Raw genomic sequence first — 17,537 nt, forward strand, 5'->3', positions numbered from 1 at the left:
ATGAGCGTGCCGAACGCACCCGCCGCCGCTATCGGAACCCCACCGGACACTCCGGTCCTGACCGGAGGACGCGCCGTCGGCCTGGTGGCCACGTTGATCCTCGGCGTGCTGTCCTATCAACTCAACGCGAGCATGCTCGCCCCCGCGCTGCCGCACATCGCCCGCGAACTCCGCACGGACGTCGCCGAGGTCTCGCAGGTCACCTCGCTGTTCTTCCTGGCCGGAGCCATCGGTGGCGTGGTGCTCTCCCGCTGGAGTGACTACATCGGACGTCGCTGCGCCCTGATCGTCGTGCTCGTCGTGGCGGCCGTCGGCACGATCGCATGCGTCGTCGCACCCAACCTGCCGCTGCTGCTGACGGGCCGCGTGCTGCAGGGCGCCTCGAGCGCGGCCTTCCAGCTCGCGTACGTCATCCTGAGCGAGTCACTGAGCGCCAAGGTCTTCGGCACCACGCTCGGGGTCATCACCGCTGTGAACGGCGGGGCCGGCGGGCTGGACGGCTGGGTCGGCGGCCTGCTCACCGACAACTTCGGGTATCGCTCGATCTTCGTCGTGATCCTGATCTTCGTCGTGATATCCCTGCTCGCCGTGATGCTCGTCGTTCCCGCGGGCGGACGCCCCACCCCCACCGGGCGGATGGACTGGTGGGGCGCCGCAGCGCTGTCACTGAGCTTGATCTGCATGACCTACTTCGTGTCGAACGGCGCGTCGGCCGGCTGGCTCGCCCCGGTCACGCTCGCCTGCCTCGCCGGCACGCTCGTGTCGTTCATCGCGTTCTGGATGATCGAGAAGCGTCGTACGTCGCCGCTGATCGCGGTGCGCCACCTCCGCTCGCGGCAGGTGTGGCCCGTGATCGCCTCCACCATCCTTACGCTGAGCGGCATCTTCGCGGTCATCAACTTCACCGTGGTCCTGCTCAGCCAGAACGCCGAGGTCGGGTACGGGCTGAACGCCGCGACGTCCGCGCTGTTCTTCCTGGCCCCGGCGGCGCTGATCGGGGTCGCCGCCGCGCCGTTGGCGGGGTGGCTGGCCGGCAAGCAGGGCTGGATCCGCATCCTGCGCGCCGGGCTGGTCCTGAGCCTCCTGGCGCTGGTGGTCATCGCCGTGTTCCCGACCCGCCAGGGGACGGTCATCGCCTGCGTCGCGGTTCTCGGCATCACCTACAACGGCCTCGTCCTGACCACCATCAACGGCCTGGGCGTTCTGCTGTCGCCGCCGGAAGCCCCCGCCGCCCTCCCCGGCCTCAATGGCGCGGGGTTCGGCATCGGCGCCGGCCTCGGCATCGCCATTGTCGCCCCGTTCACCGCGGCGGGCACGCTCGGCGGCTTCACGACCGCGCTGTGGGTCTCGATCGCGATCACCGGCCTCGCCCTGGGCGCGAGCCTGCTGATCCGCTCGCGCCCCGGGCAGAAGCTCTGACCGCGGCGACCCCCACCACCTGAATCGAGCACTCATGAGCACCACCTCCCGCCGGCCCATCTATCTCGACTGCGACACCGGGATCGACGACTCCCTCGCACTCGCCTACCTCCTGGCCTCCCCGGAGATCGAGCTCGTCGGTGTCGGAACCGTCTGCGGTAACACCAGTGCCACCCAGGCCGCCAGGAACACACTGGACCTCCTCGCCCTCGCCGGCCGCCATGACATCCCGGTCGCCGTCGGAGCGACGGACTGGCTCACCCGCCCCTTCGACGGCGGTGTCCCGCAGATCCACGGCCCGAACGGGATCGGCGGCATCCAGCTGCACCCGTCCGGAGCCGCGCCGGCCGACGAGGCCGCCGCAGAGCTGCTGATCCGCCTGTCGCACGAGTACGCCGGACGACTACAGGTCGTGACCGTCGGCCCCCTGACCAACATCGCCCTGGCGCTCACCACGGACCCCACCCTCGTCGACAGGGTCGCCTCGGTCACGACGATGGGAGGCGCCGCGCTCGTGCCCGGCAACGTCACGGCCGTCGCCGAGGCCAACGTCTGGAACGACCCGGAAGCGGCCCAGCACGTCATCGCCGCGCACTGGGACGTCACGCTCGTCCCGCTCGATGTGACGCTGGAGAACACCCTGGCCGAGAAGGATCGCCGGCAGCTGCTCCAGTCGGCTGATCCTCTGGCCAGAAGCCTCGGCGAGATGCTCGACTTCTACTTCGACTTCTACCTCTCCTTCTACGGCCGGCGCGGCTGCGCCCTGCACGACCCGCTCGCCGCGGCGATCGCCGTCGGCGGGATACGGGCCGCCACCGCCCCGGCCGTGCCGGCGCAGATCGACACGACCCACGGCCCCGGCCGCGGGCAGACCGTCCTGGACCTGCGCGAACAGCGCCACGGCCCCGTCGACCATCCCGGCTGCCGAACTCGCGTGGTCCTCGCTACGGACCGACCCCTCGGCCCGCACCTCGTCCAGCGCCTGACCTCCCCCATCGCGACCCTCGCCTAGGAGACCTCGTGCTCATCAACCTGCACACCCACCTCGAGGGCCGGGTCCGCCCCGAGACCGCGGCCGAACTCGCCCAGCAGGCCGGACTCGCACCCCACATCGACTGGCGCGAGGCCCTGCAGCTCGAAGCGCCGTCCAGCCTCACCACCTTCCTGGAGAAAGTGTCGTCGTCCTACCCGTTCTTCGCGCGCCGCGAGTCCCTCACGCGGATAGCCCGGGAGGCGGTCGAGGACGCGCACGCCGACGGCGAGCATTACCTGGAGCTGCGCTTCGGGCCCGCCTCACATGTACGCCATGGCTTCGGACTGGACGAGGTCATCGCCGCGGCCTGCGAGGGCGTACGACAAGGCATCGAGATCACCGGCATGCCCACGGGAATCGTCGTCGCCGCACTGCGGCTCCACGACACCGAGCTGAACAAGGAGGTCGCGCACGCCGCCGGACGGTACGCCGGCCACGGCGTCGTCGGGTTCGACCTGGCCGGCGACGAGGCCCGCTTCCCCGATCTCGAACCCTTCATGGACGCGTTCGCCATCGCCAAAGCCGCAGGACTGGGACTGACATGCCACGCGGCCGAGGCCGCGCCAGGCCAGGCGGCGATCGACGCCGTCACCCTGTTCGGTGTGACCCGGATCGGGCACGGCGCGCACATCGCCGACGATCCCGACGTGCTCGCGCGCTTTCAGGATCTCGGAGCGGCGGTCGAGATCTGCCCCACCTCGAACCTCTACACCGGCGCCATCACGAGCATCTCCGAGCACCCTGCGCCGCGGCTGCGCGCGGCCGGCGTGCCCGTCGTACTCGGAGACGACAACCCCCGCCAAACCGGATCGCCGCTCAGCCGCGAGCACGAGCTGCTCTCCTCCCAGCTCGGATTCGACACCGCCGCACTGACGAAACTCGACGAAGACAGCGTACGTACGGGGTTCATGGAAGAGCACACGCGCGCGGAGCTCGCCGCCCGACTCCGTGCCGCATCAGGCGACGTTCACCCTGAGGCACGCGCCCGGCCATCCCTGCCCCGCGACCATCGATGATGTGGCCGCGTTCCCGCGCCGCGTGAAGGTATCGAGGGATTCTTCGGGCCTTGGCTGGGCCGGCATGGCATGACCTTCCAAGACGCGCTGCTCATTGATGACCCAGCGAACACCTGCGCAGCCTTCCAAGAGGGGGGAGGAACCGCTCTGTGCCGTCGGACGGGCGCCGACGACATCGCCAAGCCCGCAACCGCGCTCAGCCGATGGCTCGGCGTGCCTGCCTCGAACTCCCCTGTCACATGATCTTCGGTGCGTACTGCCGACTTTGATGACGCGAACGCAGTATTTCGACACCCGCCTAAATGACAGTGTCCAGGTCAGCCGCAGGCCCGCCGTCATCATCAGCGGTTCCGGACACGAATTGTCGTTGCCCACCGAAGCCGGCGGTCCGTCACGCGACGCAGAACTCGTTACCTTCGGGATCGAGCATGACGACATGGCCCAGATGCTCACCGTAGGACTCCTCACGCACGAACGTCCCGCCGACGACGACAAGCTCGGCGACCTTCGCGCGGATGAGTTGCTCACGCTCGGCCGGTTCCCATGGCGGCTGCCCAACCACCCGGATGTCAATGTGCATCCGGTTCTTGGCCGTCTTGCCCTCCGGCACTCTGAGAAAGCTGATGGCCGGCTCTTTCCCGTCCGGATCGATGATCGAAGCACCGTCTGGGTCGTCGTAGCCCGGCTCGGCCACATAGCCGAGCGCCTGGGCCCAGAAGGCAGCGATACGGTGCGGATCGGCAGCGTCACAGCCGAGCGTCCAATGCGTGGTCATGGCCGCACGCTACATCCCGCTCACCGGCAAGGCGTCCTCGATCTCACCGTCGCCCTCGCCGAACGCGGCCAATGCCGAGATCGTCAAGGCACCCGCGCACGCGTACGAGAAGCTGGACGCGGAGCACTCACGAGCCCGGCTCTGGTCGGTCGGTTGCTCGATCTGACGCCCGGCGGCGTGGGACGGTTCTCGCGCCGCCGGGGTCGTTGTGGGCTGGACAAAGAGGCTGATCGCGCCGGGAGTCAGATGAGGGGGAGTTCGCCGCCGTCGACCGTGAGGCTTACGCCGGTGACCCACTGGGCCCGGTCGGACACGAGGTAGGCGACGGCTTCGGCGATGTCGCGCGGGTCTCCGGGGCGGCCTAGAGGGATGCCCGCAGTGGTGGCGGCGAGCGGGACGTCCATCGCGTCGGCGAAGTTCTGGCGGATCGCGTCGGCGCCGGGGGTGAGCACGTTGCCGGGGATGATCGTGGTGACGCGGATTCCGGCGGGCGCGAGTTCGGAGGCGAGCGCTTTGCCGTAGGTGTTGAGGGCGGCCTTGGCGGCGGCGTAGTGGGCCAGTGGCGGCGCGGGTGTGAGGGCCGCTCCCGATGAGATGTTGACGATCACGCTGCCCGGCCCGGCTTCGCGCAATGCCGGTAGCAGTGCGTTGTTGACCCTTACGGCGGACAGGTAGTTGAGATCGAGTGCGTCGATCCACTCCTCGTCGGGGATGGATGAGATGCCGCCGATGTGGGCGCGTGCCGCCGCGGCGTTGTTGACCACGATGTCGACGCCGCCGAGTTCGTCGAGCGCTGCGGCGGTGAATGCCCGTACGCCGGCGAGTGTGCCGATGTCGCCCTGGATGAAGGTGGCGGCCTTCGGTGTCTGGTCGGAGGCGTTGCGCGCTGTGGTGACGACGGTCGCGCCGCCGTCGAGCAGTCGTTGCACGATGGCCGCGCCGATCCCGCGGCTGCCTCCTGTGACGATCGCGCGCTTGCCTGCGAATTCGGTGGTGTCGGGCGAAGTACCAGTTCTGAACATGCGGTCCACTATAACAGGGTTCTGGACCGAACGTCCAGAAGATCTGGACCGGACGTCCAGAACGGCGTATCATCAAGGCATGGGGCGACCACGGAAATTCAGCGAGCAAGACGTCCTGGCCATCGCGCACCGGCAGTTCAACGAAACCGGCTACCACGGCACCTCGGTCGACGATCTGTCCCGCGCGACCGGGCTCAGCAAGGGGAGCCTCTACGGCGCGTTCGGCGACAAGCAGGCCCTGTTCCAGCGCATATTCGAGGAGTACTGCGCAAATTCCGACAACGACGCCGCCGCCCGGCTCCAAGGCCCAGAAGACCAGGCCCTCGACCGCCTCCGCCAATGGCTCACAGCGCCGGACGACCACACCGGTCAGCCCGGCTGCCTGCTGGCCAAGGCCACGGCCGAACTGGCGTCGGAGAACACCGCCATCGCCACCAGGTCACTCGCGACGTACGAAATCCTGCTCGACAGCTGCCGCCGGCTTGTCGAACAGGCGCAACGCGCCGGGCACCTGGATCCGGCCGCCGACGCCGAGGCGCTCGGCGGACTGATCCTCGCCACCCATCGCGGCCTCGAAGCGCTCGCCAAAGCAGGGGTCGACGCCAAGACCAGAAACCGCATCGCCGACGCCGCGATCGACAGCATCGCACTACCGGCTTCCCGACCCTGAAGCCGGCACTTCCCGTCAGCGGCACGGCAGACCTTGGTGCTCAGTCCTCTGCGGGAGCGGCCGGTGGCATGGTCGTGGCGCTCGCCGGCCGGGGCCCTTTTCTACGGGCCCCGGCCGCGTGCCGATGCGTGCGCACGATGGGGCGGTCCAAGGAGACCGCCCAGGTCAGGTCCTCATCGGCGTCGGCCTGGGTCATCAGCTCGGCGAAGACCCGCTCCCAGGTGCCGTCGACCCGGCTGTTCCGTCCCCGCGCCGTGTCCGACGGAACAGCGACGGAACAGGGGGTCGATGCGCGGTGCTCGCCGGCAGGGCGGAATCACTGAACGTGCAGGCCGGTGACGGCGCGGCCTATCAGGAGACGTTGGATCTCGGACGTGCCCTCGAAGATGGTGTAGATCTTGGCGTCGCGGTGGAAGCGTTCTACGGGGTGGTCGCGGGTGTAGCCGGCGCCGCCGAGGATCTGGATGGCCTGTTCGGTGACCCACACGGCCGTCTCGCCCGCGACGAGTTTGGACATCGAGCCCTCGGCCTGGTCGAAGGGGCGGCCGTTGCGGGCCATCCAGGCGGCGCGCCAGGTCATCAGGCGGGCGATGTCCACGCGCGTCGCCATGTCGGCGAGCAGGAACGCGACCGCCTGGTTCTGGCCGATCTTGCGGCCGAACTGCTCGCGCTCGCGGGCGTAGTCGCGGGCGTACTCGTAGGCCGCCCGCGCGATGCCCACCGCCATGGCGGCGACGGTGGGCCTGGTGGTCTCGAAGGTGCGCATGGCGGACTGCTCGCCGCTGCGGCCCCCCTCGCGCACGCGGGCCAGGCGCGCGTCGAGTTTGTCCTTGCCTCCCAGGAGACAGCTGCCCGGGACGCGCACGTCGTCCAGGACGACCTCGGCGGTGTGCGAGGCGCGGATGCCGTGCTTTCTGAACTTCTGCCCCTGCGACAACCCCCGGGCGCCCGGCGGGACGACGAAGGACGCCTGGCCCCGGGTACGGAGCTCGGGGTCGACGGAGGCCACGATGACGTGGACGTTGGCGATGCCGCCGTTGGTGGCCCAGGTCTTCACGCCGTTGAGCACCCATTCGTCCTTGGCCTCGTCGTACGAGGCGCGGGTGCGGATGGCGCCCACGTCGGAGCCGGCGTCGGGTTCGGAGGCGCAGAACGCGCCGAGCTTGACGTCGTCGACGGTGCCGAACATCTGGGGCAGCCACTCCCCCATCTGCTCGGAGGTGCCGTTGGAGGCGAGCGCGGCGGCGGCCAGGCCGGTGCCGACGATCGACAGCCCGATGCCGGCGTCACCCCAGAAGATCTCCTCGAACGCGATGGGGATGCCGAGCCCGCTCTGCTCGAACCACTGCTGGGCGAAGAAGTCGAGCGAGTACAGCCCGATCTTGGCGGCCTCCTGGATCACCGGCCACGGGGTCTCCTCCCGCTCGTCCCATTCGGCGCCGGCGGGGCGGATCACGGTGGCGGCGAAGTCGTGGACCCAGTCGCGGACCTCCCGGAGGTCCGCGCTCGGCTCAGGGCAGAATTCGCTCACGCTCTCAGCCATCGTGACAACTCCTCGAAGGGGCGATCGGCATCGTAGGGGGATATGCCCACGACAGAGGATGTTACCAACGGTAACAGTGCGGCGCGGTCCCCCACTTCCGACCGGCCGCCGGGATGGACGCGAAAGGACGGTCCGGGCGGTAGGGGCCCGGGCCGTCCTTCGGTGAGAACCTTGCTCGGCGACGGCGCCTGAGGAGCGGGACGACCTGGGGGCGTCACGCGGCGCGGCGATGGGCGGGCGGGTCGCGCGGGACGCCCGGAGGCGTCCCGCGCGTCATGCCGGCCGGTCAGTCCTCGTCGGCGCTCCAGAACCAGTGGCCGTGGCCGCGGTCACGGTAAGAGCCCTGGGTCTGGGCGTTCAGGCGGTCGACGCGGACGCTCTTCGCGGAGTTCGTGCGCCAATCGTTGATCTTGATGACGTCGAAGCCCCTGTTGAAGTCGCTGGCGTAGATGTGGCCGTTGTAGTAGTACGCGGACCAGAAGCCGCCCGAACCCTCGGCGGCCGGCCCGCGCTCGAAGTAGCCGATCTCCGCGGGGTGGGCGGAGTCGGTGAAGTCCCAGATCGAGGCACCGCCCTGGTACCACGCCTGCACCATGATGTCGCGGCCCTTGACCGGGATCAGCGAGCCGTTGTGGGCGACACAGTTCTCCGTGTCCGCCTGGTAGCGGGGGATCTTGAAGTAGCTCTTGAAGACCAGCCCGCCGTTGACGATGTCGTAGATCGCGTCCGCGCCGCGGTTGGGACCGACCACCGCGTTGCAGGTGGCCGCGCCGCCGCCGCCGAGTTCGTCGGTGAACACGACCTTCGTGCCGGCGTTGTTGAAGGTGGCCGAGTGCCAGAAGGCGAAGTTCGGGTCGGTCACCCGGGCGGTCACCCTGGGGTTCTCCGGGTCCCTGATGTCGAACAGCACGCCGTCGCCCATGCAGGCGCCGGCCGCGATGCCCTTCTCGGCGTAGACGGTGATGTCGTGGCAGCCGCTGGTCGGCACCAGCAGGCCCGGCTGGGTCTCGTTGCCGCCGTCAGGGAAGACGACCGGAGTGGCCACCACCGAGGCCGACGTGGGGTCGTTCAGCGGCACCTTGACGATCGAGATCTTGTCGTGCGGCGGCTGGCAGTCGGGGAACTCGGCCCGCGGGGAGTACGACGAGACGTACAGGTACACGTTGCCGCGCCGCTTGTCCGGCAGCAGAGTGTGGGTGTGCGACCCACAGCTGGTCTCGACGGACTTGATGTACTTGGGGTTGGCCTTGTCGCGCACGTCGAAGATGCGGATGCCCTCCCAGGACTCCTTCACCGACGCCGGCTGACCCGCGCTGTTGCAGGAGTCGTCCGTGCGGGAGGAGTCGACGGAGGCGAACAGCAGGTCGCCGTAGACCGACAGGTCCATCTGCGATCCGGGGCACACCACCGAGCTGACCACGGAGGTCTTCTTGGGGTTCCTGATGTCGTAGATGGAGAAGCCGCCGAAGTTGCCGACGTAGGCGTAGTCGCCCTGGAAGGCGATGTCGGTGTTGATGGTGGCGGCGATCGCCGCGGGTTTCGGGACGTTCGCCACATGTTGGACGTTCGGGCTCATGACGATCTGGTCGGTGCCCGGGATGTCCGCTGCCTGAGCGGGAACCGCCGCCAGCGCCATCGCCGCGACCGAGCCCAGCAGGACGAGGAATCGGCCGGTCAGGCCGCCTCTGCGGGGGGTGGACAACACCTCAGGAGCCTCCTTGGTGCTTTCTGCCAGAGGTGAACATAGATGTGGAGATCATGGACCAAACACGGCAGAGTTGCCATAGTCCACTTTGTCAGCAAAATGTTCCAACCTTCCGCCTTTACCCCTGACTTCTATTCGGGTTAGGGTGCAGCCGCACAGCAAAGATCTTCAAGGAGGCCGGGTGCGCGTCGCGCTCCTCATCGCCGCGGGCGTCGCCGCGCTCACCGTGACCGGCTGCTCGTCAGGCCCCGAGACACCGGTCGCGACCTCCACCGTCCCGGTCATCCTCCCCGGCAAGCCGGGCGAGTCCGCCCAGACCCTGCCCCCGGGCGCGACCGTCACCGCGGTCCCCTCCCCCACGGCCAACGCGGCGGACGTCGTGTTCATGCGGGACATGGTCGTCCACCACCGGCAGGCGCTCGACATGAGCAGGCTGGCCGCAACCCGCGCCGCCTCCCAGGACGTGAAGCGCATGGCCGCGCGGATCTCCGGCACGCAAGAACCCGAGATGAACGCGATGATCCAGTGGCTGCGGCAACAGGGGCAGCGCGTCCCCGCCCACCACGACGGCCACCACGCCATGCCCGGAATGGCCACCGACGAGCAGCTCGCGAGCCTGAGAGCGGCCTCGGGCGCCGGATTCGACCGCCTCTACCTCCAGCTGATGATCGCCCACCACACGGGGGCCGTCACCATGGCCGCGGGCGAGCTGGAGAAGGGGTCGCACATCACCGTGCAAGAGCTGGCCGAGGACATCTCGGTCACCCAGACGGCCGAGATCCAGCGCATGCACCGCATGCGACCCAGCGGATGAGCGCCTGACGGGCGCCGCGCGCCGGTGCCGCGGACGGCCGGGTCCCGCTGTTGTGATCCTTCTCTCCGGCGTGGCCCCGGAAGGGGCGGCGGCCCGCGGTTAGAGTGATCCGGTGGATCTCGCGGCTCTCGCCCTGCCGATCGTGCAGGCTCCTCTCGCCGGCGGCCCCTCGACTCCGGCGCTGGCCGCGGCGGTCTCCTCCGCGGGCGGGCTCGGCTTCCTGGCCGCCGGCTACCGTTCGTCGGACGATCTCCGTTCCGACATCGCGGCCGTCCGCGCGCGCACGACCGCGCCTTTCGGCGTCAACCTGTTCGTCCCGCCCACCGGCCAGGTCGACCGCGCGGCCGTCGAGGCCTACGCCGGACGCCTTCGCGGCGAGTCCGAGCGGTACGGCGTTCCCCTCGGCGTCCCGGCGGACGACGACGACGGATGGCAGGACAAGCTCGCCGTCGTCATCGGCGAGCGGGTGCCGCTGGTGTCGTTCACCTTCGGGCTTCCCTCGCGCGAGGTGATCGACGAGGTCCGCGCGGCCGGAGCGCGGGTCGTGGTGACGGTCACCACCCCCGACGAGGCGTCCGCCGCGCACGACGCCGGAGCCGACGCGCTGGTCGCCCAGGGCATCGAGGCCGGCGGGCACCGGGGCGGCTTCACCGACGACGGCGGCGACTACGGCCTGCTCGCGCTCCTGCGGCTGTCCCTGCGCGCCACGCCGCTGCCCGTGGTCGCCACCGGGGGCATCGCCGACGGCGCGGGCATCGCGGCCGTCCTTACGGCGGGCGCCGTCGCCGCCCAGCTCGGCACCGCCTTCCTGCGCACCCCGGAGGCCGGGACGAGCCCCGCGCACCGCGAGGCGCTGGGCTCCTGCGATCGCACGGCGATCACCAGGGCGTTCACCGGCAAGCGGGCCCGAGGGCTGGTCAACCGCTTCATGGAGGAGCACACGGCCGAGGCGCCCTCGGCCTACCCCCAGGTCCACCACCTGACGGCGCCGCTGCGGGCGGCGGCCAGGAAGGCGGGCGACGCCGGCACGATCAACCTGTGGGCCGGCCAGGGGTTCCCGTTCGCCGAGGAGGTCCCCGCGGGCGAGCTCGTGCGCCGGCTCGCCTCGGAGGCCGAGGAGGCGCTCAAGCGCGCCGCCCGCCGCTCCTTCGGCTGACGAAGGGCCCCGCCGAGGTCCGGGCCACGCGGAGCACACGGCGGGCCGCCTGGCGATCCCCGGTCGCCGCCGGACCGGGCGCGCGCGGGGTCAGAGGTAGGCGTCCAGGCCGAGCTTGACCGCGACGAGGAGGCCGCAGACGGCGGCCAGGTAGCGCAGGGTCAGGCCGGGGAGCCGGCGTGCCAGCACGGGGCCGATGCGCCCGCCGACCAGGAAGCCCGCCGCGAGCGGCAGGACGGCGGCCCACTGCACCGGCCCGAACACGGCGAACCCGATCGCGGCGACGCTGTTCGCCAGCCCCGACAGCACGTTCTTGAAGGCGTTGAGCCTGGCCGGCGCCTCGCGCAGCGCCGACGCGAGCACGGCGAACATCATGACCCCGCCGGCCGCCCCGAAGTAGCCGACGTAGATGGCGACCGTGAAGACGCCTGCGCGCATGGACCGGCCCCCTTCCCCGCCGGGCACGCCCGCCGGCCCGTCCGGCCTCGGCGGGCGGAGCAGCATCAGTGAGGCGCCCGCGATGAGCCACGGGGCGATCGCCTCGAACGTCCGGGAAGGCGTCACCAGCAGCAGCGCCGCCCCCACGACGCCTCCCGCCGCCGACATGCTCGCGAGGGGCAGCAGCCTTCCACTCTGTCCGGCGAGCTCCGGCCGCGACCCGGCCGCCGCGCCGATCCCGGTGAACACCAGCGAGACGGTGTTGGTGACGTTCGCGCTCAGCGGCGACAGCCCGAACGCCAGCAGGGCCGGGTAGGAGACGACCGACGCCAGGCTCACCACCGTGCTGACCACACCGGCCACCACCCCGACGGCCACCAGGCCAAGCGAGTTCACGACGATCACGGACCCAACCCAACCACGCCCCCCATGACCGGCCGCCGCCGCCCCGGCCCCGGCAGCCGTGAGGCCGGGGCGGCCGGTGAGCCGTGGAACCGGGCGCTGCCGGTGAGCCCGCTCAGCGGGAGAGCGCCCGGCGCCGTGCGGGCCGTCCAGTGCGGACCGTGGCAGGAAACGGCCACCAGGCGGCAGCTTACTGCCTTTCATTTCCCTGTTCCGCAGTCCACTGAAAGCGCAGAGTTGGTGGTGCGAGAACGAATCGAGAACACAAGGAAAGGAACCCGGAAATGAGCAGCCGCACCACCTTCCCCGCGAACGGAGCACCGGCCGCACCCCCCTCCCGCGAGTGCGCCCCTCGCCCCGCCGCCTCCGTTTTCGTGCTCGCCGCAGCGGGCACGACCTGGGACTGAACGGAGGACGGGCCATGCTGATCGTGCTGACGATGCGCCCCTCAAAGGGACGCAAAATGGACGTGACGGTCGACGGGGAACGGTTGCTGGCGCTGCTGCCAAGGCAATGGGACAAGGAATTCAAACAGGCCGCGGGTTTCGTCGCCATTCGCATTCAGACCGACGAGAACATCAGAACCGCGCAGATCCACGCCCAGGTGGTCTCCGTTCTCACCAATCCCGAACTCGGCCATTGGCGGCTGGTGTCCTACGAGACGCTGGTCCGCGACGAACACCCGCCCCGGACGACCGTGCCGGTGGCGACGGCGCGAAGGGTGGACCAGCGTTCCCAGTGGAACTGACGCCGCCGGAACGACGAAAGGGGACGAACCAGAGTCACAGATGACACAGAAGCCTTGATACCGCGCCCATCCCCAGCCTCGCACGGAAAGGAGCCGACGCCCCCGGCCTGCTCCCGAGGAAGCCCATTCAACACGCGCGACGACCCGAGAGATCCACGGCCCCTATTACGACACCGAACGCCCCTGCGAGACGCGAGGAGAGGACCGGGCCGCGCTGAAGCCGCCCGCGGAACGCGAACACCCCACGGCGCCGAAAGGAGAGGACCGCAGGACGACAGAAGACCCGAGCCGCGACGACTCGCGAGAGCGAACGACCAGCCCCTGCGACAGAGAAGACGGCCGCATGGCGAGACCGGACGAAAGGAGCCGACCATGCGGCGGAGTACCCGGATGCCACCTGACGGATGCCACCTGGTGGGGTCCGAAAGCCGCACGACCGACCGGTCACCCGCACAGACCACGGGTTCGGCGGTCACCCCGTGCGCCTCACCGACATTGCAGTGCTTTCTTACAACGAATGTGGTGAATGACGATGATTTACGCAGTTACCGCTGAGAACCACCATCGAGGGGAAAGTCCCGCTGATTCACATGACCGGCGCGCCCGGCGCCCCTGGCCGGCTCGTCATCGGACGCCCGGCGACGCGCGGCGACGTCAGGGCGGCCACGCGCGCCCGTGGGCCGGGCATCTCCGCCTGTGGCCCCGGCGCCTCAGACTTTGGGCCCGGCACGCGCGGCTCTGGGCCCGGCACCCACGGCTCTCCGCCCGGCGCCCACGCCTCCAGAGCCGGCGCTCGCGACTCTCCTCCCGGCGCGCTCGATCCCGTGGCCGGCGGGCGCGGAGGCCTTCCAGGGGCTGCCGATCATCGGCATCACGTCCCCGCGTCGCGAACGGCTTCATCGCACGTGTCCCGAGCGAGCCGGCCGAGCCGCCCTGAAGGGCGCCAGGCCGGCCCTGGACACGGCCATCCGGCGGCGGGCCGGGACGGGCGCCATTTGACGCTTTTCTGTGAACGTACACAGATGAAAAGGCCGCACCGAGGCTCACCAGGCCTCTGACGTCGTGGTTAGCGGCCACGCTGACCTGAGTGTTTCACCGCGTCTTCCCAAGTGGGTGACTGCACATTACTGTGCACGTTCACAGATCCCGTCCTTTCCTGACCGGAGGACCCATGAGAAGGACGATGGCGGTGGCGGTGCTGTGCGGCGCCGCGCTGCTGCTCCCCATGTCGGCCGCCGGGCCGGCGCAGGCCGCGACGACGGTGACGAACGGAGGGTTCGAGTCCTCCGGCACCGGGGTGCCGAGCCCGCCCGGGTGGACCAGCTCCGGCACGACGTCCGCCGACTACACCGAGACCGGCGGGCGTTCCGGCTCCTTCAGGCTGACCCACTGGTCGTCGTCGGCCTACACGGTGAAGACGTCGCAGACGCTCACCGGTCTGGCCGGCGGCCCCTACACGCTCAGCCTGTACGTGCGGAACGGCGGCGGGCAGGGGTCGGCGTACGCCGGTCTGGAGAACTGCGGCGGTCCGGCCGTCCGGACGCCGCTGCCCGTCACGGCCGACTGGCTGAAGATCGTGGTGTCCGCGAACGTCTCCGGCGGTTCCTGCACGATCAGCCTGTACTCCAGCGCCGCGGCCGGCAACTGGGCCAGCTTCGACGACGTCGCCTTCGCCCCGGGCGCGACCACCCTGTCCGTCAAGGGGGCCGACGTCTCCACCTTGGCCAAGTCCGAGGCGTACGGCGGCGTCTACTACGGGACCGACGGCGTCCGCCGGGACGCGCTGTCGTTGCTGAAGTCGTACGGCGCCAACTACGCGCGGCTGAAGGTGTGGGTGCGCCCCGCGGACGGCTACAACGACAAGGCGCACGTGCTCGCCGTGGCGCGGCGGGTGAAGGCCCTCGGCATGGGCCTGCTCGTCGACTTCCACTACTCCGACCGCTGGGCCGATCCGGGCCGGCAGAACAAGCCCGCCTCATGGGCGTCTCTGCCGTTCGACCAGCTCAGGCAGGCGGTGTACGACCACACATACGACGTGCTGAACGCCCTGAAGGCGCAGGGCACGACGGCCGACATGGCGCAGATCGGCAACGAGATCAACGACGGCATGCTGTGGGAGGACGGCCGGGCCTCGGCGAACTTCGGCGGGCTCGCCCAGTTGCTCAACGCCGGCTCGGACGCGGCCAAGGCCGTGTCGTCGTCGACGAAGGTCGTCGTCCACCTGGCCGAGGGCGGCAACAGCTCGCTCTTCCGGTGGTTCTTCGACAACGCCAGGTCCAACGGCGTGCGCTTCGACGTCATCGGCGCCTCCTACTACTCGTACTGGCACGGCACGCTGGCCGCGATGCAGGCCAACGTCATCGACATCAGGTCCAGGTACGGCAAGCCGGTGTTCCTCGCCGAGACCGCCTACCCGTTCACCACGGGGAACGACGACCATGAGCCCAACATCATCACCGCCGCCACCCCCTACCCCGGATATCCGGCGACGCAGGCGGGTCAGGCCGCCATGTTCCGCGACGTGCTGAGCACCGCGCAGGCGGCGGGAGCGCTCGGCGCCTTCTACTGGGAGCCCACCTGGACCGCCGTCACGGGGAACGGCTGGGACCCCGAGAACCCGTCCTCCGGCAATGGCTGGGACAACCAGGCCCTGTTCGACTTCAACAACCGGCCGACCGCGGCCATCGCCGAGTTCGGCCACCCATAGCCGGGCGGCGCGCCTGGCGCGCCATGGCCCAGGGACCCGGCGGACGCACCGGCCGCCGCGGGCGGGAGCTCACCAGCCCCCGCCCGCGGCGGCTTTCGTCGTTCTCAGGGTGTTATAGTCATGAACAGTCGTTCATGAACGAGCATTCATAAACGTGCCGGGTCGCACGGATCGACGGAAGGGACGTGTGCGCATGAACTCGATCGTCAATACTCATCAGGCCGAGGCGTGGAACGGGTACGAGGGCAACCACTGGGCCGACAACCACGACCGCTACGACGCCGTGAACAGCGGCTTCAACGAACACCTGCTTCGCGCGGCCGCCATCGGCGAGCACGATCGGGTGCTGGACGTCGGCTGCGGCAACGGGCAGTTCACGCGGCTGGCGGCGCGGCGGGCGCGGCTCGGGCGCGCCACCGGGCTCGATCTGTCGACGCCGATGCTCCAGCGGGCGCGGGCCCTCGCCGCGGCCGAAGGCGTGGGGAACGTGACCTTCGAGCAGGGGGACGCCCAGGTGCACCCCTTTGCGGCGGACGCCTATGACGTGGCCGTCAGCCGCTTCGGCGTCATGTTCTTCGCCGACCCGGTGACGGCGTTCGCCAACATCGGCCGCGCTCTGCGTCCGGGCGGGCGCGTCGCCTTCCTCGTTCTGCAGAGCATGGACCGCAACGACCTCGGCCGGATATTCGCGGCGATGCGCCCCCACCTCGACCCGCCCGGCGGACCGGAGGAGTCCCCTCGGCCGGAGGAGTTCCCCAGGCCGGGCGGCCCCGCCGGACCGGAGAAGTCCCGCGGGTCGGAGGACTCGGGCGGGTCCGCCGGCGCGGAGGGTCCTGGGCCGGACTCGCTCGCCGCCCCGGCGCGGGTGCGGCAGCTCTTCGACGCGGCCGGCTTCGCCGAGGTGGCCTGCACGCCCGTCGAGGCGCCGCAGGTCTGGGGCCGCGACACCGAGGACGCCGCCGCGTTCCTCGAGGCCTGGGGCCCGGTCCGCCACTGGCTCGGCCAGGTGGACGCGGCCGCGGGGGCCCGCGCCCGCCTGGCCCTGGCCGAGGCGCTGGCCCCCTTCGAGCGGGACGGCGCCGTCCTCCTTCGCGGCGCGGGCCTGCTGATCACCGCGACCCGTCCTTGACGCCGCATCCGCACCACCGGCCGTGCGATCCGGGACGGCGCGACGCCTCGCGATCGACCGCACCAGGGGTGCGGGGGTCAATACGATGTGACGTGATGTCTCCGAGAAAAGCGGCCGTGCTGCGTGACCGCGGCGGCGAGCAGAGCCTGCGCGAGCACCTGATCTCCACCGCCGAACGCCTGATCTCCGAGGGCGGAACCGCCGGTCTGACCGTGCGCGCCATCGCACGGGAGGCGCGGGTCGCCGACGGCGTGCTGTACAACCACTTCGCCGACAAGGAGGAGCTTCTCGCGCTCGGGCTGCACGCGCACGTCCGCGCGGTCGAGACGACGCTCGGCCCGCCACCGCGCACGGCCGGCGAGGGCACGGTCGCGGCCAACCTGCGCGCCTACGTCGCGCACAGCGTGGCGTTGCACATCGCGATCATGCCTGCCTTCGCCGGTCTGGTCCACCAGCCGCGGGTCCTCGCCAGGTTCGAGGAGCTGTCGAATCCGATGGCCGGCGGGCGCGGTCTGCGCGCCGACCTGACCGACTATCTGCGTGCCGAGCAGCGGCTCGGCCGCCTGTCCGCCGAGGCCGCCCCCGAGGCGGCCGCCACGATGATCATCGGCGCCTGCCATGACCTGGTCCTCCCCCGCCTGTTCACCGGCTCGCCGATGACGCCGCAGGAGATCCCCGAGGGCTTCGCCGACGCCATGGTGACCACGGTCCTGCACGGCATCGCCCCGGCGGCCGGAGTTCGCTGACCGGTTCCGTCAGGCGGCTTCGGACGCGGAAACGCCGGTGGCCCGCACGGGTTCGTGCGGGCCACCGGCGGTGTCGTCGTCTACTTCAGGATCGGGTACCGCTTGACCAGGGTGGTGCGGCTCCACCACTCGCCGAGGCCGAGGGTGTCGCCGGCGGCGGCCAGGGCCAGGCCCGCCAGCACGATCGCGTAGACGATGTGCTCGTCGAGGAAGG

The 17,537-nt window shown here is 70.4% G+C and carries 17 protein-coding genes; 12 read left to right on the forward strand and 5 right to left on the reverse strand.

What is annotated here, in order from left to right; translation table 11 throughout:
• From ACFO60_RS38295 to add, 3 genes are read left to right on the forward strand one after another with little or no spacing between them, the layout of a single operon-like run.
• The gene (locus ACFO60_RS38295) at window positions 1-1,419 is read left to right on the forward strand and encodes an MFS transporter (RefSeq protein ID WP_380851523.1); all 1,419 of its coding nucleotides are present in this window, start codon (window positions 1-3) and stop codon (window positions 1,417-1,419) included.
• 34 nt (window positions 1,420-1,453) lie between these two features.
• Complete coding sequence (locus tag ACFO60_RS38300) at window positions 1,454-2,431, forward strand: nucleoside hydrolase (RefSeq protein WP_380851526.1); 978 nt, start codon at window positions 1,454-1,456, stop codon at window positions 2,429-2,431.
• 8 nt (window positions 2,432-2,439) lie between these two features.
• Window positions 2,440-3,468, forward strand: a complete 1,029-nt coding sequence (add, locus tag ACFO60_RS38305) for an adenosine deaminase (protein WP_380851529.1) — start codon at window positions 2,440-2,442, stop codon at window positions 3,466-3,468.
• Between the two features lie 391 nt (window positions 3,469-3,859).
• On the opposite strand, the gene ACFO60_RS38310 is transcribed toward add, so the two are convergent.
• Window positions 3,860-4,243 carry a VOC family protein gene (locus tag ACFO60_RS38310; RefSeq protein ID WP_380851532.1) on the reverse strand — a complete coding sequence of 128 codons (384 nt, stop codon included), beginning with the start codon at window positions 4,241-4,243 and terminating at the stop codon, window positions 3,860-3,862.
• On the opposite strand from ACFO60_RS38310, the gene ACFO60_RS38315 reads away from it, so the two are divergent.
• Window positions 4,242-4,409: a hypothetical protein gene (locus ACFO60_RS38315; RefSeq protein WP_380851535.1), complete on the forward strand. Its 168-nt coding sequence runs from the start codon at window positions 4,242-4,244 to the stop codon at window positions 4,407-4,409. The genes ACFO60_RS38310 and ACFO60_RS38315 overlap by 2 nt on opposite strands.
• A 76-nt stretch (window positions 4,410-4,485) precedes the next feature.
• Here the strand turns inward: ACFO60_RS38315 and ACFO60_RS38320 are convergent, their stop codons facing one another.
• Entirely contained in the window at window positions 4,486-5,265 is a 780-nt protein-coding gene (locus ACFO60_RS38320; protein WP_380851538.1) for an oxidoreductase, read from the reverse strand.
• A gap of 79 nt (window positions 5,266-5,344) precedes the next feature.
• On the opposite strand from ACFO60_RS38320, the gene ACFO60_RS38325 reads away from it, so the two are divergent.
• Window positions 5,345-5,935 (forward strand): TetR/AcrR family transcriptional regulator, encoded by a 591-nt coding sequence (locus tag ACFO60_RS38325; protein ID WP_380851541.1) that lies wholly within the window; start codon window positions 5,345-5,347, stop codon window positions 5,933-5,935.
• Between the two features lie 316 nt (window positions 5,936-6,251).
• On the opposite strand, the gene ACFO60_RS38330 is transcribed toward ACFO60_RS38325, so the two are convergent.
• Together ACFO60_RS38330 and ACFO60_RS38335 are read right to left on the reverse strand one after the other, a co-directional pair.
• The gene (locus ACFO60_RS38330) at window positions 6,252-7,478 is read right to left on the reverse strand and encodes an acyl-CoA dehydrogenase family protein (RefSeq protein WP_380851544.1); all 1,227 of its coding nucleotides are present in this window, start codon (window positions 7,476-7,478) and stop codon (window positions 6,252-6,254) included.
• A 286-nt stretch (window positions 7,479-7,764) separates the two neighbouring features.
• Window positions 7,765-9,180 carry an LVIVD repeat-containing protein gene (locus ACFO60_RS38335; RefSeq protein WP_380851569.1) on the reverse strand — a complete coding sequence of 472 codons (1,416 nt, stop codon included), beginning with the start codon at window positions 9,178-9,180 and terminating at the stop codon, window positions 7,765-7,767.
• A gap of 184 nt (window positions 9,181-9,364) precedes the next feature.
• On the opposite strand from ACFO60_RS38335, the gene ACFO60_RS38340 reads away from it, so the two are divergent.
• Window positions 9,365-9,997, forward strand: coding sequence for a DUF305 domain-containing protein (locus tag ACFO60_RS38340; RefSeq protein ID WP_380851547.1), 633 nt, complete (start codon window positions 9,365-9,367; stop codon window positions 9,995-9,997).
• 112 nt (window positions 9,998-10,109) lie between these two features.
• A complete protein-coding gene (locus ACFO60_RS38345) occupies window positions 10,110-11,153 on the forward strand; it encodes an NAD(P)H-dependent flavin oxidoreductase (protein ID WP_380851549.1) in 1,044 nt (347 codons plus the stop codon).
• 90 nt (window positions 11,154-11,243) lie between these two features.
• Here ACFO60_RS38345 and ACFO60_RS38350 read toward each other — a convergent pair whose 3' ends face one another.
• Window positions 11,244-11,987 carry a sulfite exporter TauE/SafE family protein gene (locus tag ACFO60_RS38350; RefSeq protein WP_380851552.1) on the reverse strand — a complete coding sequence of 248 codons (744 nt, stop codon included), beginning with the start codon at window positions 11,985-11,987 and terminating at the stop codon, window positions 11,244-11,246.
• Between the two features lie 290 nt (window positions 11,988-12,277).
• Here ACFO60_RS38350 and ACFO60_RS38355 point away from each other — a divergent pair, with 290 nt between their 5' ends.
• The 5 genes from ACFO60_RS38355 to ACFO60_RS38375 all read left to right on the forward strand — a co-directional run bounded on the left by ACFO60_RS38355 (window position 12,278) and on the right by ACFO60_RS38375 (window position 17,323).
• Entirely contained in the window at window positions 12,278-12,400 is a 123-nt protein-coding gene (locus tag ACFO60_RS38355; RefSeq protein WP_380851555.1) for a hypothetical protein, read from the forward strand.
• A 14-nt stretch (window positions 12,401-12,414) separates the two neighbouring features.
• Window positions 12,415-12,741, forward strand: a complete 327-nt coding sequence (locus tag ACFO60_RS38360; RefSeq protein WP_380851558.1) for a hypothetical protein — start codon at window positions 12,415-12,417, stop codon at window positions 12,739-12,741.
• A gap of 1,171 nt (window positions 12,742-13,912) precedes the next feature.
• A complete protein-coding gene (locus tag ACFO60_RS38365) occupies window positions 13,913-15,448 on the forward strand; it encodes a glycoside hydrolase family 53 protein (protein ID WP_380851561.1) in 1,536 nt (511 codons plus the stop codon).
• A gap of 193 nt (window positions 15,449-15,641) precedes the next feature.
• The gene (locus ACFO60_RS38370) at window positions 15,642-16,577 is read left to right on the forward strand and encodes a class I SAM-dependent methyltransferase (protein WP_380851564.1); all 936 of its coding nucleotides are present in this window, start codon (window positions 15,642-15,644) and stop codon (window positions 16,575-16,577) included.
• Window positions 16,578-16,672: 95 nt separating this feature from the next.
• Entirely contained in the window at window positions 16,673-17,323 is a 651-nt protein-coding gene (locus ACFO60_RS38375) for a TetR/AcrR family transcriptional regulator (RefSeq protein ID WP_380851567.1), read from the forward strand.
• Window positions 17,324-17,537: the final 214 nt, after the last annotated feature.

Origin of the sequence: Sphaerisporangium dianthi (assembly GCF_042654065.1) — a bacterium.
GTDB classification, from domain to species: Bacteria; Actinomycetota; Actinomycetes; order Streptosporangiales; family Streptosporangiaceae; genus Sphaerisporangium; species Sphaerisporangium dianthi.

Bases quoted from the DNA above. Each gene is read 5' to 3' on its own strand.
- ACFO60_RS38295 (WP_380851523.1), top strand. From the start codon at position 1: ATGAGCGTGCCGAACGCACCCGCCGCCGCTATCGGAACCCCACCGGAC.
- ACFO60_RS38300 (WP_380851526.1), top strand. From the start codon at position 1,454: ATGAGCACCACCTCCCGCCGGCCCATCTATCTCGACTGCGACACCGGG.
- ACFO60_RS38315 (WP_380851535.1), top strand. From the start codon at position 4,242: ATGGCCGCACGCTACATCCCGCTCACCGGCAAGGCGTCCTCGATCTCA.
- ACFO60_RS38310 (WP_380851532.1), bottom strand. From the start codon at position 4,243: ATGACCACGCATTGGACGCTCGGCTGTGACGCTGCCGATCCGCACCGT.
- ACFO60_RS38320 (WP_380851538.1), bottom strand. From the start codon at position 5,265: ATGTTCAGAACTGGTACTTCGCCCGACACCACCGAATTCGCAGGCAAG.
- ACFO60_RS38325 (WP_380851541.1), top strand. From the start codon at position 5,345: ATGGGGCGACCACGGAAATTCAGCGAGCAAGACGTCCTGGCCATCGCG.
- ACFO60_RS38330 (WP_380851544.1), bottom strand. From the start codon at position 7,478: ATGGCTGAGAGCGTGAGCGAATTCTGCCCTGAGCCGAGCGCGGACCTC.
- ACFO60_RS38355 (WP_380851555.1), top strand. From the start codon at position 12,278: ATGAGCAGCCGCACCACCTTCCCCGCGAACGGAGCACCGGCCGCACCC.
- ACFO60_RS38360 (WP_380851558.1), top strand. From the start codon at position 12,415: ATGCTGATCGTGCTGACGATGCGCCCCTCAAAGGGACGCAAAATGGAC.
- ACFO60_RS38365 (WP_380851561.1), top strand. From the start codon at position 13,913: ATGAGAAGGACGATGGCGGTGGCGGTGCTGTGCGGCGCCGCGCTGCTG.
- ACFO60_RS38370 (WP_380851564.1), top strand. From the start codon at position 15,642: ATGAACTCGATCGTCAATACTCATCAGGCCGAGGCGTGGAACGGGTAC.
- ACFO60_RS38375 (WP_380851567.1), top strand. From the start codon at position 16,673: ATGTCTCCGAGAAAAGCGGCCGTGCTGCGTGACCGCGGCGGCGAGCAG.